General features: G+C 63.1%; 21 protein-coding genes. 17 read left to right on the plus strand and 4 right to left on the minus strand.

Features of this window, described 5'->3' with window-relative positions; translation table 11 throughout:
• Positions 1–260 precede the first annotated feature (260 nt).
• The 5 genes from BMZ79_RS22300 to BMZ79_RS22320 all read left to right on the plus strand — a co-directional run bounded on the left by BMZ79_RS22300 (position 261) and on the right by BMZ79_RS22320 (position 10,432).
• Positions 261–6,314 (plus strand): S-layer homology domain-containing protein, encoded by a 6,054-nt coding sequence (locus BMZ79_RS22300; protein WP_143089039.1) that lies wholly within the window; start codon positions 261–263, stop codon positions 6,312–6,314.
• 198 nt (positions 6,315–6,512) lie between these two features.
• The gene (locus BMZ79_RS22305) at positions 6,513–7,127 is read left to right on the plus strand and encodes a phosphatase PAP2 family protein (RefSeq protein ID WP_090644042.1); all 615 of its coding nucleotides are present in this window, start codon (positions 6,513–6,515) and stop codon (positions 7,125–7,127) included.
• A gap of 114 nt (positions 7,128–7,241) precedes the next feature.
• Positions 7,242–8,465: a copper amine oxidase N-terminal domain-containing protein gene (locus tag BMZ79_RS22310; RefSeq protein WP_090644045.1), complete on the plus strand. Its 1,224-nt coding sequence runs from the start codon at positions 7,242–7,244 to the stop codon at positions 8,463–8,465.
• Between the two features lie 171 nt (positions 8,466–8,636).
• Positions 8,637–9,215 (plus strand): RNA polymerase sigma factor, encoded by a 579-nt coding sequence (locus BMZ79_RS22315; RefSeq protein WP_090644046.1) that lies wholly within the window; start codon positions 8,637–8,639, stop codon positions 9,213–9,215.
• Positions 9,216–9,427: 212 nt separating this feature from the next.
• Entirely contained in the window at positions 9,428–10,432 is a 1,005-nt protein-coding gene (locus BMZ79_RS22320) for an HD-GYP domain-containing protein (RefSeq protein WP_090644049.1), read from the plus strand.
• 81 nt (positions 10,433–10,513) lie between these two features.
• Here the strand turns inward: BMZ79_RS22320 and BMZ79_RS22325 are convergent, their stop codons facing one another.
• The gene (locus tag BMZ79_RS22325) at positions 10,514–10,846 is read right to left on the minus strand and encodes a winged helix-turn-helix transcriptional regulator (RefSeq protein ID WP_090644051.1); all 333 of its coding nucleotides are present in this window, start codon (positions 10,844–10,846) and stop codon (positions 10,514–10,516) included.
• Between the two features lie 184 nt (positions 10,847–11,030).
• On the opposite strand from BMZ79_RS22325, the gene BMZ79_RS22330 reads away from it, so the two are divergent.
• Positions 11,031–11,969, plus strand: coding sequence for an aldo/keto reductase family protein (locus tag BMZ79_RS22330; protein ID WP_090644054.1), 939 nt, complete (start codon positions 11,031–11,033; stop codon positions 11,967–11,969).
• A gap of 196 nt (positions 11,970–12,165) precedes the next feature.
• Here the strand turns inward: BMZ79_RS22330 and ligD are convergent, their stop codons facing one another.
• From ligD to BMZ79_RS22345, 3 genes are read right to left on the minus strand one after another with little or no spacing between them, the layout of a single operon-like run.
• Positions 12,166–13,059: a non-homologous end-joining DNA ligase gene (gene ligD / locus BMZ79_RS22335; RefSeq protein ID WP_090644056.1), complete on the minus strand. Its 894-nt coding sequence runs from the start codon at positions 13,057–13,059 to the stop codon at positions 12,166–12,168.
• Positions 13,056–14,228, minus strand: coding sequence for an ATP-dependent DNA ligase (locus BMZ79_RS22340; protein ID WP_090644058.1), 1,173 nt, complete (start codon positions 14,226–14,228; stop codon positions 13,056–13,058). Before BMZ79_RS22340 ends, ligD begins: the two co-directional genes overlap by 4 nt.
• On the minus strand, positions 14,229–15,155 hold the full coding sequence (locus BMZ79_RS22345) for a non-homologous end joining protein Ku (protein WP_090644060.1): 927 nt from the start codon (positions 15,153–15,155) through the stop codon (positions 14,229–14,231).
• A 168-nt stretch (positions 15,156–15,323) separates the two neighbouring features.
• Between BMZ79_RS22345 and BMZ79_RS22350 the strand changes: the two genes are divergently transcribed.
• The 11 genes from BMZ79_RS22350 (at position 15,324) to BMZ79_RS22400 (ending at position 24,691) form a co-directional block, all read left to right on the plus strand.
• Complete coding sequence (locus tag BMZ79_RS22350) at positions 15,324–15,509, plus strand: hypothetical protein (protein WP_090644062.1); 186 nt, start codon at positions 15,324–15,326, stop codon at positions 15,507–15,509.
• A gap of 2 nt (positions 15,510–15,511) precedes the next feature.
• Positions 15,512–15,700: an H-type small acid-soluble spore protein gene (locus BMZ79_RS22355; RefSeq protein WP_090644064.1), complete on the plus strand. Its 189-nt coding sequence runs from the start codon at positions 15,512–15,514 to the stop codon at positions 15,698–15,700.
• Between the two features lie 184 nt (positions 15,701–15,884).
• Positions 15,885–16,040, plus strand: coding sequence for a hypothetical protein (locus BMZ79_RS34400; protein ID WP_177222274.1), 156 nt, complete (start codon positions 15,885–15,887; stop codon positions 16,038–16,040).
• Between the two features lie 365 nt (positions 16,041–16,405).
• Entirely contained in the window at positions 16,406–17,272 is an 867-nt protein-coding gene (locus BMZ79_RS22360; protein WP_090644066.1) for a YitT family protein, read from the plus strand.
• Positions 17,273–17,439: 167 nt separating this feature from the next.
• On the plus strand, positions 17,440–18,549 hold the full coding sequence (gene thiL / locus BMZ79_RS22365; RefSeq protein ID WP_090644068.1) for a thiamine-phosphate kinase: 1,110 nt from the start codon (positions 17,440–17,442) through the stop codon (positions 18,547–18,549).
• Positions 18,550–18,561: 12 nt separating this feature from the next.
• Entirely contained in the window at positions 18,562–19,041 is a 480-nt protein-coding gene (gene tsaE / locus BMZ79_RS22370) for a tRNA (adenosine(37)-N6)-threonylcarbamoyltransferase complex ATPase subunit type 1 TsaE (RefSeq protein ID WP_256252993.1), read from the plus strand.
• A 3-nt stretch (positions 19,042–19,044) separates the two neighbouring features.
• A complete protein-coding gene (gene tsaB, locus BMZ79_RS22375) occupies positions 19,045–19,908 on the plus strand; it encodes a tRNA (adenosine(37)-N6)-threonylcarbamoyltransferase complex dimerization subunit type 1 TsaB (protein WP_090644071.1) in 864 nt (287 codons plus the stop codon).
• Positions 19,895–20,392 carry a ribosomal protein S18-alanine N-acetyltransferase gene (rimI, locus tag BMZ79_RS22380; RefSeq protein WP_090644073.1) on the plus strand — a complete coding sequence of 166 codons (498 nt, stop codon included), beginning with the start codon at positions 19,895–19,897 and terminating at the stop codon, positions 20,390–20,392. The genes tsaB and rimI overlap by 14 nt, the downstream gene beginning before the upstream one ends.
• Complete coding sequence (tsaD, locus tag BMZ79_RS22385; protein ID WP_090644076.1) at positions 20,382–21,419, plus strand: tRNA (adenosine(37)-N6)-threonylcarbamoyltransferase complex transferase subunit TsaD; 1,038 nt, start codon at positions 20,382–20,384, stop codon at positions 21,417–21,419. The genes rimI and tsaD overlap by 11 nt, the downstream gene beginning before the upstream one ends.
• An 83-nt stretch (positions 21,420–21,502) precedes the next feature.
• On the plus strand, positions 21,503–22,294 hold the full coding sequence (locus tag BMZ79_RS22390) for a serine/threonine-protein kinase (RefSeq protein WP_090644078.1): 792 nt from the start codon (positions 21,503–21,505) through the stop codon (positions 22,292–22,294).
• Positions 22,295–23,074: 780 nt separating this feature from the next.
• Positions 23,075–24,691 carry a 2-isopropylmalate synthase gene (locus tag BMZ79_RS22400; RefSeq protein ID WP_090644082.1) on the plus strand — a complete coding sequence of 539 codons (1,617 nt, stop codon included), beginning with the start codon at positions 23,075–23,077 and terminating at the stop codon, positions 24,689–24,691.
• Positions 24,692–24,875: the final 184 nt, after the last annotated feature.

Below are 24,875 nucleotides of genomic sequence, written 5' to 3' on the forward strand. Positions count from 1 at the left end.
TCCCCGACCGCCGCTTCGTAAACAAAGTCGACCCTTCCTCGTTCGGGCCGTTGCAGTCGACGCCCGCTCCTATTCGACCAATTGCCTGCAGATTTTACGGCCGATGGAATCATTTACGAGATTTCAACATGGCATTAACTTCCGGCACACAAATGCTTTATAAAATAAAAAAACGCGTTTTTTATCTTTTGGCAGTCTAGCGGAGGGGGGCGCCTCGCAGCGATGACGGCACACAACTTGAAACGGAGCGTGCACATCTCGTGGGTAGAAGAAAGCTCGTCAAGCCGGCACTCGGCGCGTTGACGACGGCAAGTTTGTTGTTGGGAATCATGAGCCCTTACGGCTCGAGCATCGTCCGCGCGGACGGCGCGCAGGCGGGATTCGATTTTACGAAGGTCCCGAAGCTGTTGATTACGGAGCTTGTGCCGGACAGCACGAATGTGGCCGGCGTATCTTCAGATGCATACGAATTCATAGAAGTGTACAACAATTCCAATGCGCCAGTCACGTTTTTTGATAATTATACCATCGATTATCACTATTTGAATGGCAGTAATGCGGATGTGGATACAACCTGGGGTCTTGTCAACCCGGCCGAGAAACCAGTCATCCCTGCCAAAGGATCCATTGTTTTCTGGGTCATGAATCAGGATAACACTGCGCTGACGTCAGCGCAGTTTAACGGGAATTATGGCACTTCGTTTGAAGAAGGCAAAGACCTGTTCCGACTGTCGACGACCGGCGGGATGATTAACAGCGCGCCGCGCGACTTGATAATTAAGGACAAGAGCGGCAATGTCGTGGTGACGGCTTCGTACCAGACCGATGCCCAAACGCAGAAAGACCAGGGCATCTTCTTCTCCTACCCGACCGACGGCAGCACGAATATGGCCATGGTCGCGGACGGTACATATGCGGCTGGCAAGCACCCTGCCACCCCGGGCACGGTTGAGAGCTTCCTCGTGCCGACGCAGACGCCGGACGACGGCGGGCAAGAACCGCAGCTGCCGCAGACGCCGGTCACGATCGCGCATACGCCGGTGACGGACGCGATCGACGACAGCGACCTGGAGCTGATGGCGAAGCTGTCCCCGAACGGCGCGGACGCGGCGAAAGTCGGCGCGACGGTCTACTACAAGCTCAATTCGGAAATATCGTACACGGCGCTGCCGATGACGAAGAACGAGGACCGCTCGACGGCCGACGAGTTCGCGTACGAAGCGGCGATTCCGAAGGAGAAGCTCACCGAGAGCAAGCTGCAATATTACATCGAAGCGGCCGACGGTACGGCATCCAAGGATACGGAAGTGTACACGGTGAACGTCCGCGCGAGCATGAACTACAACTACGTGCCGGCGCTGCTCGTCACGGAGCTGAACCCGAACTCGACGAACATTACAGGACCAGACGCCAAGGAATACGACGCTTACGAGTTCATCGAGGTGTACAACAACTCCAATCGTACGCTCAATTTGAAAGATTATAAGCTTATGTACCGATATACGGACGCAACGCCGAATACGGAGACTCAATGGGAAACGGGCGATGTCGTCATTCCGTCCCAGCAATCGGTCGTCCTCTGGATTGCCAATGCAGCAAGTAAAACGTTAACCCAGAACGACTTTAACGGCCACTTCCATTCGAATCTTGCGCTGGGACAGAACTTGTTCAAAATCGAGAATAACGGCATGGCGAACGGCGGCGCCAGAAGCATCGTGTTCCGCAATTCCGCGAACCAGGAGATCGTATCGGCTCACTATGAAGGCCAAGTGAGCAACATCGAAGACAAGCCGATCCAATACAAGTATCCGGACGACGGCACGATGGCCATGCTGCTCGACTCCGCGGGCGTTGCCAGCCCGACGCCGGGCGCGGTGAGCGCGAACCAAGTTCCGAAGCAGCCGGTTTCCCTGCCGGAAGAAGGCACGAACGAGCCGCCGGTCATCGCGCATACGCCGGTGACGCGCGCGGAGACGAACGTCAACCTGCAGATCACCGCGGACATCACGAACAAAGAGAGCGACAACGGCGATTTCGATCCCGTGACGGCGACGGTCTATTACAAAACGCAATCGCAATCCACGTTTGCGTCCATGCCGATGACGGTCGCGTCCGGCCATACGTACCTGGCGGACATCCCGCGCGGCGAGCTGAAGGAAGCGAAATTCGAGTATTACATCGAGGTCAAGGACGCGAAGAACACGGTCAAGACGGATACCTATACCGTCGACGTGAACGTGCCGGATTTCGATCCGCAGAAGGTTCCGCCGCTGCTCGTGACGGAGCTCGTGCCGAACAGCACGAACGTCGGCAGCTCGGACGGCTACGAGTTCGCGGAGCTGTACAACAACTCCGACAAGGCCGTCAACCTGAAGGATTACAAGCTGTACTACCGGTACACGGACTCCGGTCCGGACGCCGACCTCGTCTGGCCGTTCGAGAGTCCGGGCGAGGACGTCATGATCGAGCCGGGCAAGACGGTCGTGTTCTGGATCATCAACGCGGCCAACGGCGCCAAAACGGTGGCCGATTTCAACGGCTTCTATCATGCCAACCTGACGGAAAACAAAGACATTTTCAAAATCCATTCCGACGGCATGGCCAATTCCGGCAAACGGGGACTCGTCATCGGCACGAATACGCACGTGGACGTGTCCGCCGCCTATTATGAAGGTTCCGCCACGGAAACGGCGACGGACAAGGCGATCGTCTTCGGCTATCCGACGAACGGCAGCTCGACGATGATCAAGCTGAGCGCCGGCACCGCGACGCCGACGCCGGGCAGCGTTACCCCGGAGCAAGTTCCGGCGATCCCGGTCGCGACCCCGGCCGACCAAGCGAAGCCGACGGTGACCGATCTGACGGGCGTAACGAGCATCGACCAGTCCAAGGACCTGGCGATCGAAGCGGACGCGCAGGACGATCTGAGCGTGAAGTCCGTGAAGCTGTTCTACAAGACGAACAAGGACGCGGGTTATACGAGCCGGTACCTGTACCGCGACTATAACGACGCGCTGTACCACTTCAAGCTGTATTCGCCGGACTTGATCGGCAAGACGGCGCTGCAATACTACTTCCAAGTGTCCGACGGCACGAATACCGTGACGACGGATCCGGCCACGGTCGCGATTACCGGCGGCCCGGACCGCTCCCCGCTTCGCCTGAACCTGAAGAACGGCGATATTATCGGCGGCACGAAGGTCGTGAAGGGGACGGCGGAGAGCGCCGCTCCGGACACGCTGCGGCTGAGCATCGACGGCAAAGCGCAGACGACGGATACGTACCATGCGCTCGAGAAGGATCCGTCCTTCGCGTTCGAAGCGAACTCGGTCAACTATTACTTCAAGAACGGCGTGACGATGGGCCAAGAGATTCTGTACACGTTCATGGATCCGATCAACACGTACCAGACGCTGACCGTGCCGATCGAAGCGAGCCGGCTGACGGAAGGCGACAACGTCCTCTCGATCCGGGCGGGCACGAAGTCTTCGCCGTTCGACGATCGTCCGGAAGAGAACAAAGACGACTTCACGGTCAAGAACGTCCGCCTCGTGCTGGCCGACGGCACCGTGATCTACGATAAGGACCGCGCGAATCCGGCGACGGAAATCAAAATGGGCGACAGCGCGGGCAAAAATCCGGTCGTGGACTTCAAGCTTTCGCTCGCGGCAAGCGATCTGAAATCGCAGGCGTACGATCTGGATACGACCAAGCTCGCGGACGGCGAGCATACCGTCACGGTGGAGAACGCCGCGCACGAGCAGGTGAAGGCGACGATCAAGGTCGACAACACCGCGCCGGCCGTCACGCCGAGCCTGGAAGACGGCAAGACGTACCGCGGAGCATTCTCGATTAACGCGGGGATTACGGATGCCGTATCGGGCGTCAAGTCGTCCAAGACGACGCTGGACGGCAAAGCGATCGCGCTGCCGTACGCGACGTCTTCCGGGAAGCTGACCCCCGGCGAGCATAAGCTCGTCATCGACGCCGAGGACAATGTCGGCAACAAAGTCGAGAAGACGATTACGTTCGACGTGCCGGACGAGAACCCGCTGAAGCCCGAACTGGTCTCGCCGGCGGATGGAGAGAACGGAGCGCCGAACCTGTCCGTGAACGTGACGGATCCGTCGAATGACGCCATGAACGTCGACTTCCTGAAAGGCTATCTGTACGACGCCGACCATCGCGCGGGCTTCTCGGCCTTCGGGAACGCGTCGGACGTTGAACCGCCGAAGACGCTGAAGCCGGAGGGCGAGACGGCGTTCACGGACGAAGATTACGGCTTGATCAGCAAGGATGACGGTCAATTCCTGGTGAATAATGCCGACGAGAAATTCCCGTACCACCGCTTCGAGGTGAACCTCGATAAGTCCGTCAAAGCAACGGACAGCGTGGAAATCGATTGGAAGGGCAAGTCGCTGGAGGGCCGTAAAGTCAGCCTGTACGCGTGGAGCGCCGCGGACAAGGCGTGGAAGATGCTCGACAGCAAGGTCGCGGGCAGCGAAGCGTTCGCGCTGTCCTCGGAAGTGAAAGCCGGCGATTATGCCATCGACGGCACGATTCATGTCATGGTGCAGGACGAGCTGCCGGTCAAGCAGGACGACTACGACTTCAGCATCGTCTGGATGTCCGACACCCAGTACTATTCCGAAAGCTATCCGGAGATCTACGAGGGCAACGTGCAGTGGATCGTCGACCATAAGGACGACATGAACATCAAGTACGTCATCCACACCGGCGACATCGTCGACGAGGCGGACAAGGAATACCAATGGGAAGAAGCCGACAAGGACATGAAGGTCCTTGAGGATGCGAACGTGCCTTACGGCGTGCTCGCGGGCAACCATGACGTGTCGCATCAATTCGCCGATTACACGAAATTCTATCAATATTTCGGCGAGAACCGCTTCAAGAAGCAGCCGACGTACGGCGGCTCCTACCAGAACAACCGCGGCCACTACGATTTGATCTCGGCCGGCGGCAACGACTTTATCGTCATTTACATGGGCTGGGATATCCGCGACGAGGACATCCAATGGATGGACGACGTGGTCAAGGCGTATCCGGACCGCAAGGCGATTCTCGACTTCCACGAGTATCTGCTCGTGTCCGACAACCGCGCGCCGATCTCGGAGAAAATCCACGAACGCGTCGTCGTGCCGAACAAGAACGTCATCGCGGTGCTCTGCGGCCACTACCACGACGCCGAGAAATTGGTCGACGAAATCGACGACAACGGCGACGGCGTGCCGGACCGCAAGGTGTACCAGCTGCTGGCCGACTACCAGGGCGCGGAGAAGGGCGGCCTCGGCTATATCCGCCTGCTCCAGTTCGATACGAAGAACAACCAGATTCACGTGAAGACGTACTCGCCTTATCTGGACGATTACAACTACTATGACCCGACCACGTATCCGGGCAAGGACGAGTTCGACCTGGACGTCGATCTGCAGCCGATGCACAAGCAGGTCGCGACGGATTACTTCGGCGTCAAGGTATACACGGATCAATCGATCGGCAAGCAGGAGAACGTCGCTAGCGGCGGTACGGCTTTCGTAAAATGGAACGGCGTTACGAAGGGGAACTATTATCAGTGGTACGCCGTGGCGAAGGACGCTTACAGCGGCCTGACGCGCTCCGATGTTTGGAGCTTCACGTCGAGCGAAACGACTGCGGCAAATCCGGGCAACGGCAACAACGGCAACAACGGCAACAACGGCAACGGCGGCAACCCGGTCATCCCGGCCAACCCGTTCAGGGACGTCGACGCCCATTACGATTGGGCGACGGACGCGATCGCGGTGCTGGCCGACAAGGGCATCATCAACGGCACGTCGTCCACGACCTTCGAGCCGGGCAAACGCATTACGCGCGCCGACTTCATGGAGATGCTCGTCCGGATGCTGGACCTGAAGGCGGACGCGACGTCCAACTTCAGCGACGTAAGCGCGAACGACTACTACTATAAGGCGCTTGGAATCGTCAAAGCGCTCGGCATCGCGAACGGCACGGGCGACAACAAGTTCAACCCGCGCGATTTCATTTCGCGTCAGGACATGATGGTGCTCATGAGCCGGGCGATGGACGTGACCGGCAAACTGGATCTGAGCGGCGCGCCGGCGGATTTGAGCGGCTTCAAGGATACGGCGAAGCTGGCGCCGTACGCGGTCGACGCCGCGGCGGACATGGTGAAAGCAGGCGTCGTCCAAGGCAGCGGCTCGGCGCTGAACCCGACGGGCCAGGCGACGAGAGCGGAAACCGCGCAAATGATTTACCGTCTCTATCTGCTGCTGCAGAAGAACGGCAGCCTGTAAGCCGATCCGTTCGGCGCGAAGCGCAAACCGGCCGGTCAAGGTCTGAGGCCCTTGCCCGTCCGCGGAATGCCGGGAAGTCAACGAGACTTCCCGGCATTTGCTTTTCCCGCCCCGATTTGCGGGAAATTAACCGTAGCCGACAGTCCCCGGCAGCCGCTATAATAGACGAATCATGCTAAAAACGGAGGCTGCTCCACGATGTGGATTATCTTGCTTATCCTTGCCGTAGCGGGCTTTCAAGGCTTATCGATGCTCGTATCGCGCAACAAGCTCGAGCAGTTCGATACCTCGATCATCCGCACGGTCCAAGGCTGGGAGAGCGACGCGCTGACGTCCGTCGCCAAGACGCTGAGCAAGATCGGCTCGTCGAGCGTCGTCATCCCGGCGGTGCTCGTCCTCGCGGTCTTCCTGGCCGTCGTGCTCCGGCACCGCAAGGAGCTCGTGCTGCTCATCGGCGGCATGCTCGGCTCGACGCTGCTGAACGACGCGCTGAAGCCGATCTACAAGCGGGCCCGCCCGGACATTCACCGGATCGTCGAGGAGCAGGGCTACGGCTTTCCGAGCGGCCATTCCATGGCGGCGTTCACGTTCTACTTCCTCGCGACCTACCTGCTGTGGCGCCATCTGCCGAACCGCGGCTGGCGCGCGGCGCTGCTCGTCTTCAGCGGCATCATGATCGTGAGCATCGGCCTGAGCCGCGTCTATCTCGGCGTGCACTATCCGACGGATATTCTGGCGGGCTACTGGGTCAGCGCCTGCTGGGTGACGCTGTGCGTCCGGCTGTTCCGGCGCTGGGCGCGGGCGAGGCGGTAACGGCGGGCGGACGCGCGGCTTGCAACTATTGGCGTATTGCCAATGGCTGTAAGTTCAAGTACGCTTTAGGTAGATTCAGCTATGATTTGTCATTAGACGAGAGAGAGGTTTACTATGAAACGTTGGCTTGGACTGGCATTATCCCTTATGATCGCGCTCGCGGCATTCGCCGGAACGGCTTCCGCGGCGACCGCGCCGACGAACATCAAGGTCAAATTGAACGGGGAATGGGTCATTTTCCCGGCGCCGCCCGTTCTGCTGAACGGCAAAACCTTCGTGGAGTTCCGCACGCTCTTCACGAAGCTCGGATATGCGATCGATTACAACGCCTCGACCAAAACGATCAAGGCGAAATCGGACGCCCGCACGATCCAGATGACGCCGACGGGCACGACGGCGCTCGTGGACGGCGCCAAGTTGCCGGTCAACGGCGAGATGAAGCTGCTGAACGGCCGGACGATGGTCGGCGTCCGCTTCATCGCGACGCTGTCCGACAAGGACGTCGCATGGGACGGCGTCAAGAAGATCGTCACGATCGCGGACAAGAAGCCGACCGCCGCGCAGCAGGAAGAGGCGTTCGCCGCGGTGAGAGGGCTGGCGGCCGCCGAGGACAAGCAGGACGCGGACGCGTACCTGGCGCTGTTCCATTCCCAATCCCCGCTGAAGGACGCGCTCTCGGACAGCATTCGCGAGCAGTTCGCGAAGATTCATAGCAAGACGGAGTTCGTGGACATGGCGCTCGATTCGTACTCGCCTTCGGAGGCGGTCGTGTACACGGTAGAGGACGCGACGAAGGTGAGCGGCGACGGCTTCTTCCCGAACATGGAGTACGAAATCTATTACACGCTGCACCGCGAGGCGAACGGCAAGTGGGCAATCTACCTGGTCGACTGGGATTCGTCGACGGTGCTCGACGAGAACAGTCTTTGGGCGCAGGAAATTCAAGCGCCCGACGCGGACAAGACCGCGTTGAACGACCTGGTGAACGCGCAGACGGCCGCCATCAACGCAGCCGATCTCAACGCGTACAAGGCGACGCTGCTGCCGGGCGACCAAGGCGTCGAAGACGACGCCGGCGAAGTGGAGGGCTTGATCACGGATCCCGACTACGCGCTGAAGGCGGCCGTTACGCGCAGCGCAGTCGTCGAGCTGGACGCGGACCATGCGCTCGTGCTCGTGGCCTTCCGCTACGATATGACCGCGAAGGACGGCACGACGGAAGATAACTTCGCCGTGAAGACCGTGACGCTCTACGGCATGGAGAAGAAAGACGGCAAATGGTACGTGACGCCGGGCTCCAACGCCAACGAGCTGTCCTTCGATACGATCGACGAATAGGCAGGCGTGCGGGCGCACTCCATGCCCGACGAAACCTCATGTCCGCCGCCAGGCGGGCATGAGGTTTTTTGATGCGCCGTTCTGCTCCCTTTTTTCACATGAGGTTCATAATGGCCTGCTAGACTTAGAGCGGGATAAGCCGAACATCATTACAAGCAAGGGGGCGAAAGCATGCAGCCGTGGACCGAGTTCGAAGAAGCCGTGAGGCCGCACCTGAAGCACGTGCGGGCGTATTGCAGCTATTTGACGTCTTCGAAATGGGAGGCGGAGGATTTGATGCAGGAGGCGCTGCTTCGGGCGTTCAAGCAGTACCGGGATACGGGGAGGCTGCGTCACCCGCGTTCGTTGTTATACAAGATCGCCCGCAATTTGCAGATCGACGCGCACCGCAGGCGCCGCGGCTTGACCGTTCCGATCGAAGAGGCGATGCAGCAGCCGCATCACGACCCCGATTACGCGTCCGTACGGGGGATGGTGGAGTGGCTGACGGAGCTGCTGTCCGAACGCGAAACGGAGATGCTGCTGCTGGCGGAGGTCTTCGATTACACGTACCAGGATATCGCGGACCGGCTGCAGTGCACCGTGCCCGCGGTCAAGATGGTGCTGCACCGCTCGAAAAACGCGCTGCGCAAGCGCGGCCGTCCGGATATCGCCGATTACGCGCGGAGCAAGCCGGTGCGCCGCAAGTACAAGCCGCTGCCGTACAAGATCGAGCGCTGGACGCTGGCGTTGATGGCCGGCGAAATCTAAGGAGGTCCGAAGTCCCCTCTCGCCGAGGGGGCTTTTTTGCATGGTTTGCTCTTCCGCTTGCTGCTGCGAAAAGGGTCTTAAGGCCTTTTATTTCGAAACTGTAAAACAATACCATAGGACAATAGGCGCGATCCCGTGGTATTGTAAGCATATCGACCAAGATTTACCTTGGGAATGATCGACAATCACGAATCGGTGGAGGCGCCATTGCCATGCGGCATTATTTGGGAAAAATCGCAAAACACGATCTGGTCAACGCCTTCGGGGTGACCGTGCTGCCGGCCGGCGTGCGGCTGCGCGAAGAACATCTGGCGCTGCTCGAGAGGCACGGAATCGAGGACGTATCCGTCGTGCACGATCCGGCGGAGCCCGCGACGCCGCCCCGCGAAGCGGTCGGCGCCGCCGTCGCGCGCGCCAAGTCGCTGTTCGAAGACGCCCGGGGCACGGGCCGGGTGCCGATTCTGGAGCTGCAGGCGGAGGTCGCGCCGGCGGTTATGCGGGCGGCGAGCCATCCGAACGTGTTCGAGCTGTTCGAAGCGGTCAAGGCGCAGGGCGACTACACGTACGAGCACAACATCGGCGTGGGCGTCCTCGCCGCGATGATCGGCCGGTGGCTGGATTTGGGCGAAGCGGATTTGACAACGCTTACCGTCGCCGCCACGCTGCACGATATCGGCAAAGTGAAGATCCCGGACGACATCCTGAACAAGCCGGGCAAGCTGACGCCGGACGAGTACGAGCTCGTCAAGAAGCACACGCTTTACGGCTACGAGATGCTGAAGAAGACCGAGGGCGTCAGCTACCGCGCCGCGCTCGCCGCCCTGCAGCACCACGAGCGCGAGGACGGATCCGGCTACCCGCTCGGGTTGACCGCCGACCACATCGACCCGTTCAGCAAAATCGTGGCGGCGGCGGACATTTTCCATGCGATGTCGTCCGACCGTCCCTACCATAAAGCGCTGCCCTTCTACGAGGTGCTCCGCCAGCTGCGCGAAGGCTATTTCGGTCAATTGGATCCCCAGATCATCTCGGTGTTCCTGGAGAACGTCACGACCCGGCTGGTCGGGCAGCAGGTGCTCCTGACCGACGGCCGGATCGGCGAGGTCGTCTATATCAATCCGCACGACGAAGAGGCGCCGCTCGTCCGGATCGGCGGCGAATTCGTCGACCTCTCCTGCAAGCGCAGCCTGATGATTCGGCGGATCGTCGGTCTGTAGCCGCCCCGCCAACGAAGAAGAGCAGGCCGGAACGACGCGTTCCGCCTGCTCTTTCATGTATGATCCGAGGCGACGGGGCGATTAGGTCCACTTGGCGGCCCACAGCTTCATCTCGTGCAAAATGCAGTGCAGGTCCATGCCCTTCGGGGTGAGCGAATATTCGACCGTCACGGGGACGGTCGGGAAGACGTGGCGCTCCAGCACGCCCTGGGTTTCCAGATGGCGGAGCGTGCTCGTCAGCGCGCGCGGGCTGACGTCCGGAATGAGCCGCTGCAGCTCGCCGAAGCGGCGCTTCTCGCAGAACAGCTCGCGAAGCACGAGGAAGGCCCATTTGCCTCCGATGACATCCAACGTTTTCTCGATGTTGCACTCGATCACGGCAGGTTCTTTCGGGACGTAATTGCTTAGGGTCATGCGGGTTTCAGCCTCCCTTGAACATAGTTACCTTAAGTATAGCAGATATAATCGGTATAATATAATGAGATTTATTTCACTACTTTCTATTTGCCAGCGGCCGCTGATAGAATAGAAGGGCTGGCATAAGGGCTGGAATCGAAGGCCCGTCACGATCCACAAAATCAGGCTTGGAGGGATTGCGGTGCAATACAGAAGACTTGGCGGAAGCGGCGTGAAAGTGAGCGAAATCAGCCTCGGCAGCTGGCTGACCTACGGCGGTTACGTCGAGAAGCAGAACGCGGTCAAGGCGATCGAGCAAGCTTACGACCTGGGCATCAACTTTTTCGATACGGCGAACGTGTACGAGCGGGGCGCGGCGGAGACGCTGCTCGGCGAGACGCTGAAAGCTTATAAACGGGACTCCTACGTTCTGGCGACGAAAGCGTTCTGGCCGATGGGCGACGGGCCGAACGACCGCGGGCTGTCCCGCAAGCACGTCATCGAGCAGGCCAACGCGAGCCTGAAGCGGCTCGGCGCCGAATACGTGGACATTTTCTACTGCCACCGGTACGATCCGGAGACGCCGCTGACGGAAACGCTGCGCGCGATCGACGACCTGATCCGGCAGGGCAAGGTCCTGTACGCCGGCGTGAGCGAATGGACGGCGTCCCAGATGGCGGACGCGCTGGGCACGGCGGACCGTTACCTGCTGGACCGCATCGTCGTCAGCCAGCCGGTCTACAACATGTTCGAACGTTACATCGAGAAGGAAGTCATCCCGTACGGCGAGAAGAACGGCATCGGACAAGTCGTGTTCTCCCCGCTGGCCCAAGGCTTGCTGACGGGCAAATATACGTCCCTCGCGGACATTCCGGCCGACAGCCGCGCGAACAAGCTGGAATGGGTGCGCAAGGGCATCACGGAAGAGAAGCTCGCGAAAGTGCGGGCGCTGTCCGAGATCGCGTCGGAGCTCGAGATCTCCACGGGGCAGCTGGCGCTGGCCTGGATTCTCCGCCAGCCGAACGTGGCGAGCGCGCTCGTCGGCGCAAGCCGTCCGGAGCAGGTGGTCGAGAACGCGAAAGCGTCCGGCGTCGTGCTGAGCGAGGACGTGCTGGCGCGGATCGAAGAGATTTTGAAGTAGGGAAGGCGGATAGCTGGTGCGGTACCGGAGCATGAAATGAAACCGGCCGATTGGCCGAAAGAGCGGTACCGGGTACGGTACCTGCAGCCCGATCGGCACCGCCGCGCCTTGAATTCATAACAAAAATCGTCAAGGCCGCCATTCGTCGAATGGCGGCCTTGACGCGTCGCGAACAAACCGGCGCCGAACCGGCGTCTCACCGTTTCCCGATGAACGTCAAGATCGGCCGCAGCGACTGGGCGGGGATGCGGTCCAGCAGATCGCCCTCGCGGTGAAGCCGCTCTTCGATGTTGAGCAGGTGGTAGTCCGCGATCGCGGCGCCGCGGCGCACCTCGTCCCAGTGCAGCGGGGTGGAGACGCTCGCCGCCGCGCGCGCCCGCGGAGAGTAGGGCGCGATGATCGTTTTGCCCTGATAATGCTGCAAATAATCGACGTAGATCAGGTCCCCGCGGTGCTTCTTCAGCCGTTCCACCGTGAACAGCCGCGGATGCTTGTCCGCAAGGTATGACCCGACGAATTCGCCGATGCGCCGGAGCTCGTCGAAGGTAAGGTCCTTGACGAGCGGCACGATGATCTGAACGCCGGTCGCCCCGGACGTCTTGGGCGTCGAGGCGATGCCGAGCGACCGGAGCAGGTCGCCGGCCAGCAGCGCCGCCTCCATGATGCGCGGCTCCTCCTCGAGCGACGGATCGAGATCGAGCACCCACTCCGTCGGGCGGAGCGGGTCGCTGACGCGGTCGAACGAGGCGTGATATTCCAGGCAGGCCAGATTGCCGAGCCACAGCAGCACCGGCAGCGACGTCAGCTTCACGTAGTCGATGCCTTCGCGCCGCTCCGTCTCCACGAAGTCCGGCGCGGGCGTCGGACTGTTCTTTTGGTAGAACGACTTGCCGTTCACGCCGTCCGGGAATCGGATCGTCGTCAGCAGCCGGTCCTGGCAATGCTTCAGCAGCCACGGGGCCAGACCGGCGAGGCGCTGCAGGAACATCGCCTTCGTGATGCCCATCTCCGGCCACAGCAGCTTGTCGGGATTGCTGACCGTCAGCTCCTGCCCCTCCACCACGATCGTGCCTTTGACGGCCCGGCTCATGCGAGCGGCTCCTTGGGCAGGAACGTCACGAGCTTCGGATGGCGCAGCTGCCCCGCGGACGTCAGCTCGAGCCCGGTCACCCGGCAGCGGAACGGCAGCGACAGCCACTGCACGTCCTCGTGCTTCAGATCGTCCGGCAGCGCGGGAAACGGGCAGGCGACGACGGCCAAATGAGACCGCTGCGGCCGGAACGTGGAAGCGAGCACGCTGCGAAGCGCTTCGTTCAGGCCGAGCGAGACGCTTCCGAGATACTCGCCCTCCAGCTCCATGACGAGGCTCGCCACGATGCCGCCCCGCCATTTCAGCCCCACGATGTCGACGTCCAGCACGAGCTCCGTCTTCTTCTTCAGCCAATCGCGGTGCTTCTTGCCTTCGCGGTAAGGGCTTGACAGCCGCTTGCCGACGACGCCCTCCCACCGGTTCGCTTCCACCCAGGACCAGAGCGCTTCGCCGTCAGGGAACAAGTCGGTGACGAACAGGCGGGGGTCGCCGTCGCCGCACAGCGCGGCCAGCCGGCGGTGCCGCTCCTCGTAAGGAAGCGAGCGAAGATCGCCGCTCTCGTCGGCCAGCAGGTCGAACAGCACGTACACGAGTCCGCCGGACGAGCTCCGGCCGCCGGCATCGGCCGGAAACGGCTTCATTGCGGCCGCGCGGACCGCGTTCGGCCGCGCCGCCGGGCCGGCGTCCGCCGGCTGGGCGGCCGCCGTGTCAACGGCCGTCCTTGCCGCCGCATCCGGCGCCGGCTGGGCGGCGTCAGCGGCCAACGGCTGGCGCGCCAGCCCGCGCGAGCGCTCCCGCTTGAGCACCTGCTGGAAATTCGGCCGGATGCCGTCCCACCAGACGACCTCGCCGTCCAGCAGGCAGCGGCCGAGCGCGCCGGCTTTCGCTTCCAGCAGGAGGGCGATCTCGGGGTATACGCCGTTCTTCAAATACAGCTTCCGCGAGAACAGCTCCACGCCGCCGTTCCCGTCCAATCGGGCCAGGATGCGCACGCCGTCCCACTTCAGCTGATAGCCCCAGCCGTCGCCGGACGGCAGCTCGGCCGCGGAGAGAGGGGCCATCGGCTCGGCCGGAAGCGGGATCGGAAGCGGCAGGCCGGACCGGCCGCCGTCCGGTCCGGCGAAGGGAGACGGGTCGTCGGGCAACGGCTGCGGCCAGGTCTGTTCCATCTACGACACCGTATCTTCCTTCTTCGTCTTGCGCGGGGCGCGCGGCTTCTTCACCTTGGCCACGACCTCGCTGCCGTCGGCCGCGGCCGGCTGTCCCGCGGCGGCCGGCGCGGCGGCGCCGGCCGTGCTCGTATCCAGGCCGCCCGGCGCGTTCGGCGGCAGCTTCACGGCCTCGAGGCTCGCCTGCAGCGCGGCCATGAGGTCGAGCACGTTTGTCTTCTGCGCTTCCGGCGCGACGGACACCTCTTCGCCGGCGATTTTATGCTGGATCAGGTCCATTAGCCGCGCGCGGTAGTCGTCCGTGTATTTGGCGGGCTCGAACGGCGTGGACAGCTGCTCGATGAGCATCCGGGCCATCGCGAGCTCCTTCTCGTTGACGTTCACCGCGTCGGGCAGGCCCGGCACCTGATTCACGGAGCGGATCTCGTCGGGATAGAAGATCGTCTCCATCGCCAGGCAGTCGCCGATGATGCGGATCGCCGCGAGCGAGCTTTTGGACCGGATGGCCACCTTGGCGATGCCGATCCGCCCGGATTGCCGCATCGCTTCGAGCAGCAGGTTATAGGCGTTGCCCCCGGCCTGGTCGGGCGAGAGGTAGTACGTTTTCTGGAAATAAATCGGATCGATCTCTTCCAGCGCGACGAAATCCAGGATGTTGATCGTCTTCGTCGCCTCGCCGGACAGCTGCTCGAGCTCGTCCTTCTCGAACAGCACGTAGCGGCCTTTCTCGTATTCGTAGCCTTTGACGATGTCGTCCCACTCCACCTCGACCTCGCAGGTCGGGCATTTGCGGATATAGGAGACGTTGCTGCCGCAGACGCGGTGGATCAGCTTCATCGAGATGTCCTTGTCCTCCGTCGCGGAAAACATTTTGACGGGCACGTGGACGAGGCCGAAGCTGATGGCCCCTTTCCAAACGGTATGCATAAAGGCGTTCCTCCTCGCGGATTGTGGGTGCGGGCGGCCAAGCGCCCGGATGCCGTATTGCGCCAAGCTTCCTCTAGTCCTAAGTCTTCCCCCGAATGCATGAAGCTAAGCCGATTCGGGCATATTTTCGTTAGCACGGCCATCAATCATCTGAAGGAGGCGGAAGGGATGAGCGAAGCGGGCAACTCCCCTACGGGGTCGAGCAACGATAAGAAGCACGAAGGACGCGAAGATTATTTCATGGACATCGACCGGATGATTAACGAGGGGTTGGGCGGCGGCACGGTAACGCTGAATAACGGGCTGATCGAAGAATCCACCACGGATACGATGGTCATCGAATCGAAGGAGTAACCATGGACACGAAACGCGCGATGGAAATTTACAATTCGAAGGATAATTTTGCCGTGCACTTAGGCGACAAGTCCGTCTGGATCGAGAACGTCGACGAAACGAACGGCATGGCGACGGTGCGGATCGGCACCGACCCGCTCAATACCCACACCGTTTCCTGCGACCGCCTGAAAGAAGAAGGCGAAGCGTAGGAGAGGGCGCCTGCGCCTGACCGCAAAAACGGAATACGACAAGCATGGAACCAAGGCCGGGCTCGAGGAGCGCCGGCCTGTTCGCGCGAAAAGAGGAAGCCGGGGCTGATTGACAGGTCCGAAAGCGGGGTAAATCAGTCCTATCAGCGGCAATAAGCCGTAACACGAAGAGGAGCTGATCCGAATGGCACATCGCGATATCGATGTCGAGGAGCGTCATATCGAACAGAAATCGGACTCCAGTCTGGTTGCCTCGACGTTCATCAAGTACGCGGCCTACCTCATCATTTTTTTCGGGGCGCTGTACTTCATCGTGCATTACGTCTTCGACAAGTTCTAATCGGCAATTCCGCGTACGAAACGCAGTACGGCGAGAAAGCCCGGGCCAGTCGGCCCGGGCTTTTTCGCGCGTCCGCGGAGCGCCGGCGCGGGAACGCAGCCTGCTTGCGGCGGCGGAGCCGGGGGCGATCGCAAAGCCGGATACGGGAATGCAAGGCGTCGTCCGGGCCAGGAACAATTCCGAGCGAAATGCTTGCTTTAGTATGGTGAAAGGTCACATTAAATGTGCGAAATACGAAGATAGACGGATTTAGACGATATATAAATCGCGATAAAGCGGCTTTTGATTTTGAAATCGCAGGAAAACGCGTTATAATGGAAGAAGAAGATGGATTTTTCGGGATCCATGCGACAGGGGGAGAAGAGATGGCGAAACAGCATTACAAGCTTACCAAGCTCGAATTGCTTCGGCGGATCGTGTTCATCACGATCGGAGCGGCGCTCGTATCGGTCGCGCTCGAGATTTTTCTCGTGCCGAATAACATCATCGACGGCGGCATCGTTGGCATATCCATCATTTTGTCTCATATCACGGGCGTGTCTCTCGGTATCTTTCTATTCTTGATCAATTTGCCCTTTCTTATCATCGGGTATAAGCAGATCGGCAAAACGTTCGCGCTCTCGACGCTCTACGGCGTCACGGTCATGTCCATCGGCACCACGCTGCTGCATCCGGTCAAGGCGCTCACCTACAGCACGTTCCTCGCGCCGGTCATCGGCGGCGTCATTCTCGGCATCGGCGTCGGCCTCGTCATCCGCTTCGGCGGCTCGCTCGACGGCACGGAGATCATCGCGATCCTGTTCACGAAGAAGACGCCGTTCTCGGTCGGCGAGATCGTCATGTTTTTCAATCTGTTCATCCTCGGCAGCGCGGGCTTCGTCTTCTCGTGGGACAGCGCGATGTACTCGCTCATTGCCTATTACATCGCCTTCAAGATGATCGACGTCACCTTGGAGGGCTTCGACCAGTCGAAGTCGGTCTGGATCATCAGCGACGAAGCGAAGGAAATCGGCGACGCCATCATGAGCCGCCTCGGCCGCGGCGTCACGTACCTGCAGGGCGAAGGCGCCTTCTCCGGCGGCATGAAGCGGGTCATCTTCTGCGTCATTACGCGCCTGGAGGAAGCGAAGATGAAGTCGATCGTCCAGGAGCTGGATCCGAGCGCGTTCCTCGCGGTCGGCAACATTCACGACGTCAAAGGCGGCCGCTTCAAGAAGCGGGACATTCACTAGCGACGCGCTTGCATGCGGGGGACCGGCCGGCATGCAAGCGCCTCGATCAGGGCAAGGCCGCGCGGGCGACGCGCGGCCTTGCCCGCTTTTGTTGCGGGGCCGCGGACGGGCCGATATAATAAGGACAATTACTCGGAATCGCGAACGCTGCCATTGGAGGGTCGGACGTGGATGAATTTGCGCGAATCCGCCATTGGACGGATCGGCGGCAGCCGGCGTCCCTGCTGGCTGCGCAGGGCGTCGTGCTCGGCATCGGCGACGACGCCGCGGTCGTGGGGCCGCCGCCGGATGCCGGCGGCCCGGTGGAATGGCTGCTGGCGGTCGACACGATGGTGGAGACCGTCCACTTCAACGACGCGACGATGGCGCCGGAGGACGTCGGCTGGAAGGCGCTTGCCGCGAACGTGAGCGACATCGCGGCGATGGGCGGCACGCCCCGGCACGCGCTGGTGTCGGTCAGCGTGCCGAAGGCTTGGGGGCCGGAGCGGGTGCGCCGGCTCTACGACGGGCTGTACGCGTGCGCCGCGCAGTACGGCGTCGCGGTCATCGGCGGCGACACGACGTCGTCGCCGCGGGATTTGGTCGTGGCCGTGACGGTCGCGGGGACGGTCGCGGCCGGCAAGGCCATCCGCCGGGCGGGCGCGCGGCCCGGCGACGCCGTGTTCGTGACCGGCGCCGCGGGGCTGGCCGCGGCCGGTCTGCATTTTTTGCTCGCCGCGGCCGCGGGGGCGGTCCCGGCGGCGGACGAAGGCGCCGCGCCGGGGCCGGTGCCCCTGGCCGCGGCGGAGGCGGCCGGCACGGCGGCGCTCGTGCGGGCGCACCGCCGGCCGGCGCCGTCCGTGCGCGCGGCGGCGCTGCTGGCCGCGCGCGGCACGGTCACGTCGCTGAACGACGTCAGCGACGGCTTGGCGAGCGAAGCCTGGGAGATCGCCGAGGCTTCGGGCGTCGCGCTCGCGCTGCGCGAGTCGCGGCTCCCGAAGAGCGGCAGCCTGGCCGCGTACGCGAGCCGCGCCGGGGCGGATCCGCTGGCGTGGATCCTCTACGGCGGCGAAGACTACGTGCTGCTCGGCACGATCGCGGCCGGCGACGCGGAGGCGGCCAAGGCCGCGCTGGAAGCGGCCGGCCTGCCGATGTACATCGTCGGCGAGGCGGAGGAAGGCCCCGCGGGCGTCGCGCTGGTGCGCGATCTGGATGTTCGCGGACGGGGCCGGCGCGCCGGCTCCGCGCCCCGGCGGGAGCCGCTCGCGAAGCGGGGCTACAATCATTTTGGCGAGTAGGAGCGTGAACGGATGAGCGAGGTCATGGCAATCGAATGGACGGCGGACGACGAGTCCGGCACGGTCCGGCTCGCGGAGACGCTGGCCGGATGGGCCGCGCCGGGCACGGTGCTGGCCTTGGACGGCGATCTCGGCGCGGGGAAGACCCGGTTCTCGCAGGCCTATGCGAGAGGCATCGGCGTGAAGGACGTCGTGAACAGTCCGACGTTTACGATCATCAAGGAATATCAGGGCGCGCTGCCGCTCTATCATATGGACGTCTATCGGCTGTCGGAGCCGGAAGCGGACGAGCTCGGGCTGGACGAGTATTTCTTCGGCGACGGCGTGACGATCGTGGAATGGGCCAGTCTGATCGAGGCGCTGCTGCCGCCGGAGCGGCTGGAGATGTACATCGCGCATCTGGGCGGAGACGCGCGCCGGATCGCGATCAAGGGCATCGGTCCGCGGTATGCGGCCTGGGTGCGAGACTTACAGCGAATGGGAGCTAGGTAACAGATGGGTGAACAGACAACGCAGGGGAGCCGCGACGGACGGCTCGTGCTGGCCGTGGATACGTCGACGGCCGCCTTGGCGGCCGCGCTCGTCCGCGGCGGCGAGGTGCTGCGGGAGGTGCAGTCGCTCGCGGAACGCAATCATTCCGTGCATACGGTATCCGCGGTTCAGACGATGCTGGAGGCATGCGGCGTGAAGCCGGAGGCGCTGGACGGCCTCGCGATCGGGCGAGGTCCGGGCTCGTACACGGGCATGCGCATCGCCGTATCGCTCGGCAAGACGCTCGCCTGGGCCTGGGACAAGCCGCTCGTCGGCGTGTCGAGCCTGGAGGCGCTGGCCTACGGCGCGTGGCCGGCGGCATCCGCCGGCGCGGACGGCGCACCCGCGGGGCGCGCTTGGATCGTGCCGGTCATGGACGCCCGGCGCGGCCAGGCGTACACGGCGCGCTTCGCGGCCATAGGCGCCGCGCCGGAAGCGGCGAATCCGCCCGCGGACGGCGCGTGGACGCGCGAGGCGCCGGACGCGATCCGGCTCATGCGCGACTGGACGGACGAGCTGGCGGCGGCGCTCGGCGCGGCGGACGACGCTTCGCGGCCGGACGCCGTCTGGCTCGTCGGCGAGCTGGCGCAGCACGAGGCCGAAGCCGGCCGGCTGCAGGCGCTGTGCCCCGCCGTGCGGGTGCATGCGCTCCCGCTCTGGCTGGAGGGCCGGGCGGTCGCCGCGCTCGGCGCGAAGCGGCTCGCCGCGGGGGAGCGGGACGACGTGCACGCGTTCGCCCCGAATTACACGCAGCTGACCGAAGCGGAGGTCAAGCTGCAGGAGAAGCAAGCGGCCGCGGAAGGAGCTGTCGGACATGACGCCAATTGACCGGAACCGGCTCGTCTTCCGTTCGATGACGCTGGACGACGTGCCGACGATCGCCGCGATCGAGGAAGAAAGCTTCGCGACGCCCTGGACGAAGGACGCGTTCGTGAACGAGCTGACGAACAATCATTTCGCGCGCTACATGGTTATGGATTATGAAGGCGCGGCGATCGGCTACGCGGGCATGTGGACGATCATGGACGAGGCGCACGTAACGAACGTCGCGGTGCGCGAGGCTTACCGCGGACAAGGGCTCGGGGAGCTGCTGATGACGGAGCTGATGCGGACCGCCGTCCTGTTCGGCGCGCGCCGCATGACGCTGGAAGTGCGCGTGAGCAATTCGGTCGCCCGGCGGCTGTATGCCAAGCTGGGCTTCGAACCGTCGGGCATCCGGCCCGGCTATTATTCGGACAATATGGAGGATGCCCTGATCATGTGGGCGGAGCTGCCGGAGTCCGCCGAAGTGGAGCAATCGTATGACGACTAACGCAAGCCATGAACTCATCCTGGCCGTGGAGACGAGCTGCGACGAAACGTCGGCGGCCGTCGTCCGCGGCGGCAAACGGATCTTATCCAATATCGTCTCGAGCCAAATCGACACGCACCGCCGGTTCGGCGGCGTCGTGCCGGAAATCGCCTCGCGCAAGCACGCCGAATCGATTACGGTCATCATGCAGCAGGCGCTGGCCGAGGCCGGCGTCTCGTTCCGCGACCTGTCCGCGATCGCGGTGACGCAGGGGCCGGGGCTCGTCGGCGCGCTGCTCGTCGGCATCGTCGCGGCCAAAAGCCTGGCGATGGCCCTCGGCCTGCCGCTGATCGGCACGCATCATATCGCCGGGCACATCTATGCCAACGAGCTCGTGCACGAGCTGGTCTATCCGTGCCTCGCGCTCGTCGCCTCGGGCGGCCATACGGAGCTTGTCCTGCTCGAGAGCGAAGGTCGCTTCCGCATCATCGGGCGCACGCGCGACGACGCCGTCGGCGAAGCGTACGACAAGGTGGCGCGGACGCTGAAGTTCCCGTATCCCGGCGGGCCGCATGTCGACCGCCTCGCGCAGGGCGCGGACGACGAAATTCCGCTGCCCCGGGCGTGGCTCGAGCCGGAGTCGTACGACTTCAGCTTCAGCGGCCTGAAGTCCGCCGTGCTCGCCGCCATCAACACCGCCGCGATGAAAGGCGAGCCGATCCGCGAGGCCGCGCTCGCCCGCGGTTTCCAGGCGTCGGTCATCGACGTGCTGACGACGAAGGCGGTCCGCGCCGTCCGCGAATTCGGCGCCAAGCAGCTGCTGCTGTGCGGCGGCGTCGCGGCGAACGGCGGCCTGCGCGCGGCGCTGGCTTCCCGCTGCGAGGAAGCGGGCATCCCGCTGCTCGTCCCGCCGCTTCGGCTCTGCACCGACAACGCGGCGATGATCGGCGCCGCGGCGCACTTGAAGTACGCGCGCGGCGAATTCACGCCGCTCGACATGAAGGCGGAGCCCGGCCAGTCGCTGGAAGACTGGTCGGTCGTGTCGTAGCGCGACAATACGCGGCGCAGCCGGAGAACGTCGGCTATCTGAAGAACGCCGCCGCGTTCCATGCGAAGGTCAGCCATCCTTGCGTGCCCCGGCTGCTCAACCATTTTCCGGCCGGCGACGGCTACGCGCTCGTCTTCGAATGGGTCGACGGCGAGGTGCCCGGTTCGCCGGAATTCTCGGGGAAGGAAGGCCGCAGCCATCCGGACTCGCCGCATTTCCGGTTCCGGCGCCTCCCGGCGGAGACGATCGTGCGCGCGCTCGGCGACGTCTGCGAGCTGCACGAGCAGTTGGAGCGGCTAGGCTACGTCGCGGTCGATCTGTACGGCGGCAGCCTGATTTACGATTTCGCCCGGAACGCGCTGCCTCTGTGCGATTTCGATTTGTATGCCAAAGGCGCGTTTACGCTCGCGACGGACCGCAACTACGGGTCGAGCCGCTACATGGCGCCCGAGGAGTTCGTCAAGGGAAGCCGGATCGACGGGGTGACGAACGTCTTCAACTTGGGAGCCTCCGCCTTCGTCTTCCTGGCGGAGGAGGAAGGCAGCCGCGAGTCCGCGGGCTGGCGGGCGTCCGGGGCGCTGCACCGCACGGCGCTGAAGGCGCATCCCCCGACAGGGCCGACCGCTTCGGCAGCGTGGCCGAGTTCCGCCGGGCTTGGCTGGAGGCGCTTCGCAGCGAAGGCGCGACGCGGTAAGAGGCGAAGAACCGCTCCCTTTTCAAAACTTTTTCTCGTTTCGGAATTGACAGACGATTTCCGTTATGCCTATAATAGGCAACAACACTTCAATCGACGAAACGCGACGAACAGGAGCAGTAGAGCGAACGCCGGGAACAGAGAGCTGCGGGATGGTGCGACGCAGCCGAAGGCAGCTTGAACCTCGCCTGGGAGCGGAATGGCGGAGAGGGTTTCAGTGTCGGCCGAAGGCCAAGGCTGAAGGAAGCCCGCGTACGCCGTTACGGTTAACCGCCGTGATCGGGTGCATGGCCATCGATTTCTAGAGTCGGTCGCCGTGCGTAAGGTGGACGACCGCGCTTCGCGCGTCGTCAACAAGGGTGGTACCGCGCCGGATTTCACAGTCCGTCGTCTCTTGATTCTCAAGAGACGGCGGGCTTTTTGGATTGCTCCGGATGCGGCGGAACCCCGCGGGTTTCGCGTCACGAAGTGTCGAACAGCCGAGAATCGCCCGCAACGATCGTCGAAGAGCCTGAACCATCTTGTCTGAAGAGGCACGCATGAACCGTCAAGCTTGAACGTACGCATATAACGAACACAACGCGTTGAACAGGAGCAGTAGGATCACGACCGGGAATCAGAGAGCTGCGGGACGGTGCGACGCAGCCGAAGGGGGATCCGAACTCGCCTGGGAGCGGAACGGGGGAAAACGGGGCGGCGTCCGCAAGGACGGCCGGCCGCCGGGTACTTCGTTACGGCTGACCCCCGTCATCGGGTGCGGCGGACTCGCGGCCGAACCGGCCGGGTCCCTGCGCGAGCGGGTCCGGACGGGAGCGTCCGGGCAACGAGAGTGGTACCGCGGCATGCTCAAGAAGCCTGTCGTCTCTTGAATCTTCGAGAGACGGCGGGCTTCTGTCGTTGTCGCGGCCGCGGCCCGGCGTCTCCATCCGATCCCAAACCCAATATACAGGAGGAACCAACCATGACCCCATCCCGTGAAACGCGCGTTAACGCCGATACGCAAGCCGCTTCGTCCGCCGGCAAGCGGATCCGCATCTTCGACACGACGCTTCGCGACGGCGAACAGTCGCCGGGCGCGACGCTGCGTCCCGAGCAGAAGATCGTCATCGCCCGCCAGCTGGCGAAGCTCGGCATCGACGTCATCGAGCCGGGCTTCCCGATCTCGAGCCCGGGCGAGTTCGCCGCGGTGCAGCAGATTTCGCGCGAGCTGCAGAACGTCGAGATCGCCGGCTTCGCCCGCGCCATCAAGGGCGATATCGACGCCGCGGTCAAGGCGACGACGGACGCCGCGCGCCGGCGCCTGCACCTGTTCATCTCCTCGTCGGACATCCACCTGGACTTCCAGCTGAAGAAGTCCCGGGATGAAGTCGTGAACATCGCCCGCGCCATGGTCGCCTACGGCAAGCAGTTCGTGGACGAGATCGAATTCTCGGCGATGGACGCGAGCCGCACGGGCCGCGAATTCGTCATCGAGATGGTCGAGGCGGTCATCGCGGAGGGCGCGACGGTCATCAACCTGCCGGATACGCTCGGCTTCGCGCTTCCGGAGGAGTACGGCGCCATGTTCCGCGCCGTGCGGGCGGGCGCGCGGGGCGCCGACAAGGTGCAGTTCAGCGCGCATTGCCATAACGACCTCGGCCTCGCGGTAGCGAACAGCCTGGCGGCGATCGCCGGCGGCGCGACGCAGATCGAGGTCACGGTGAACGGCATCGGCGAACGCGCCGGCAACTGCTCGCTCGAGGAGCTGGTCATGGCGATCGAGACGCGCAAGGCCGCGATCGGCGCGGAGACGGGCATCAACGTCGGCGAGATTTACGAGACGTCGCGGATGGTGAGCCGGGCGATGAACTTCCCGATCGCCTACAACAAGCCGATCGTCGGCCGGAACGCGTTCCAGCACGAGTCCGGCATCCATCAGGACGGCCTGCTCAAGAACCGCAGCACGTACGAGATCATGGATCCCGAAGCGATGGGCATCCCGCGCAGCATGATCGTGCTCGGCAAGCATTCCGGCCGCCATGCCATCAAGCACCGCCTCGCGGAGTTCGGCATCGTCCTGAACGAGGAGCAGCTGCAGGACGTGTACGACCGCTTCAAGGAGAAAGCCGACGAGCTCAAAATCGTCCCGGACGACGTGCTGGTGCGCCTCGCGAGCGAGTCGACCGAGACGCAGCACGATCCGTACGTGCTGGTCGACCTGCAGGTGCTGGCCGGCACGCAGCGCTCCCGCATCGCGTCGGTAACGGTCCGCGAACGGGAATCGCAGGAGGAGCGCACGTATACGGGCACGGGGACCGGGCCGCTCGAAGCGGTCATCCATTGCCTGCGGCAGGCCATCCCGGTCGGCGCGGCGTTCGACGATCTGGAGCTGCATTCGCTGTCCACGGGCGAGGATGCCCGCGGCGAAGCGGCCGTCAGCGTCGTGCGCGGCGGCAAGCGCTACAGCGGCACGGCGGTGCATAACGACATCATTCTGGCGTCGGCCCAGGCGTACGTGGCGGCGTGCAACCAGCTGCTGATGAGCGCGAGCGCGGACGAGGGCGGCGACGAAACGGATCGGGAAGCGAAATCGAGCTGACGGCGAGCCGGGCGATTCGGTGAATAGCGATTCAAAAAGCAGGGGGCGCCCCCTGCTTTTTTGTTATCCACAACGTTACCCACAGCAGGCAGCTCGCTTGTGCACAATTGCTGGAAAGCCGCAAAATCCGGGCGTTTACAGTGTGCATAAAAGTCGAATAAGTTTTTCACAGGCTGGTTGTGGA

It is taken from the genome of Paenibacillus sp. UNC496MF, assembly GCF_900113915.1.
Lineage (GTDB): Bacteria > Bacillota > Bacilli > Paenibacillales > Paenibacillaceae > Paenibacillus_Z > Paenibacillus_Z artemisiicola.

Coding starts and splice junctions, on each gene's coding strand:
- BMZ79_RS22355 (WP_090644064.1), top strand. CDS start 15,512: ATGGACACGAAACGCGCGATGGAAATTTACAATTCGAAGGATAATTTT.
- BMZ79_RS22315 (WP_090644046.1), top strand. CDS start 8,637: ATGCAGCCGTGGACCGAGTTCGAAGAAGCCGTGAGGCCGCACCTGAAG.
- BMZ79_RS22345 (WP_090644060.1), bottom strand. CDS start 15,155: ATGCATACCGTTTGGAAAGGGGCCATCAGCTTCGGCCTCGTCCACGTG.
- BMZ79_RS34400 (WP_177222274.1), top strand. CDS start 15,885: ATGGCACATCGCGATATCGATGTCGAGGAGCGTCATATCGAACAGAAA.
- tsaB (WP_090644071.1), top strand. CDS start 19,045: ATGGGTGAACAGACAACGCAGGGGAGCCGCGACGGACGGCTCGTGCTG.
- tsaD (WP_090644076.1), top strand. CDS start 20,382: ATGACGACTAACGCAAGCCATGAACTCATCCTGGCCGTGGAGACGAGC.
- BMZ79_RS22325 (WP_090644051.1), bottom strand. CDS start 10,846: ATGACCCTAAGCAATTACGTCCCGAAAGAACCTGCCGTGATCGAGTGC.
- BMZ79_RS22340 (WP_090644058.1), bottom strand. CDS start 14,228: ATGGAACAGACCTGGCCGCAGCCGTTGCCCGACGACCCGTCTCCCTTC.
- BMZ79_RS22305 (WP_090644042.1), top strand. CDS start 6,513: ATGTGGATTATCTTGCTTATCCTTGCCGTAGCGGGCTTTCAAGGCTTA.
- tsaE (WP_256252993.1), top strand. CDS start 18,562: ATGAGCGAGGTCATGGCAATCGAATGGACGGCGGACGACGAGTCCGGC.
- BMZ79_RS22350 (WP_090644062.1), top strand. CDS start 15,324: ATGAGCGAAGCGGGCAACTCCCCTACGGGGTCGAGCAACGATAAGAAG.
- BMZ79_RS22360 (WP_090644066.1), top strand. CDS start 16,406: ATGGCGAAACAGCATTACAAGCTTACCAAGCTCGAATTGCTTCGGCGG.
- rimI (WP_090644073.1), top strand. CDS start 19,895: ATGACGCCAATTGACCGGAACCGGCTCGTCTTCCGTTCGATGACGCTG.
- BMZ79_RS22320 (WP_090644049.1), top strand. CDS start 9,428: ATGCGGCATTATTTGGGAAAAATCGCAAAACACGATCTGGTCAACGCC.
- ligD (WP_090644056.1), bottom strand. CDS start 13,059: ATGAGCCGGGCCGTCAAAGGCACGATCGTGGTGGAGGGGCAGGAGCTG.
- BMZ79_RS22400 (WP_090644082.1), top strand. CDS start 23,075: ATGACCCCATCCCGTGAAACGCGCGTTAACGCCGATACGCAAGCCGCT.
- BMZ79_RS22310 (WP_090644045.1), top strand. CDS start 7,242: ATGAAACGTTGGCTTGGACTGGCATTATCCCTTATGATCGCGCTCGCG.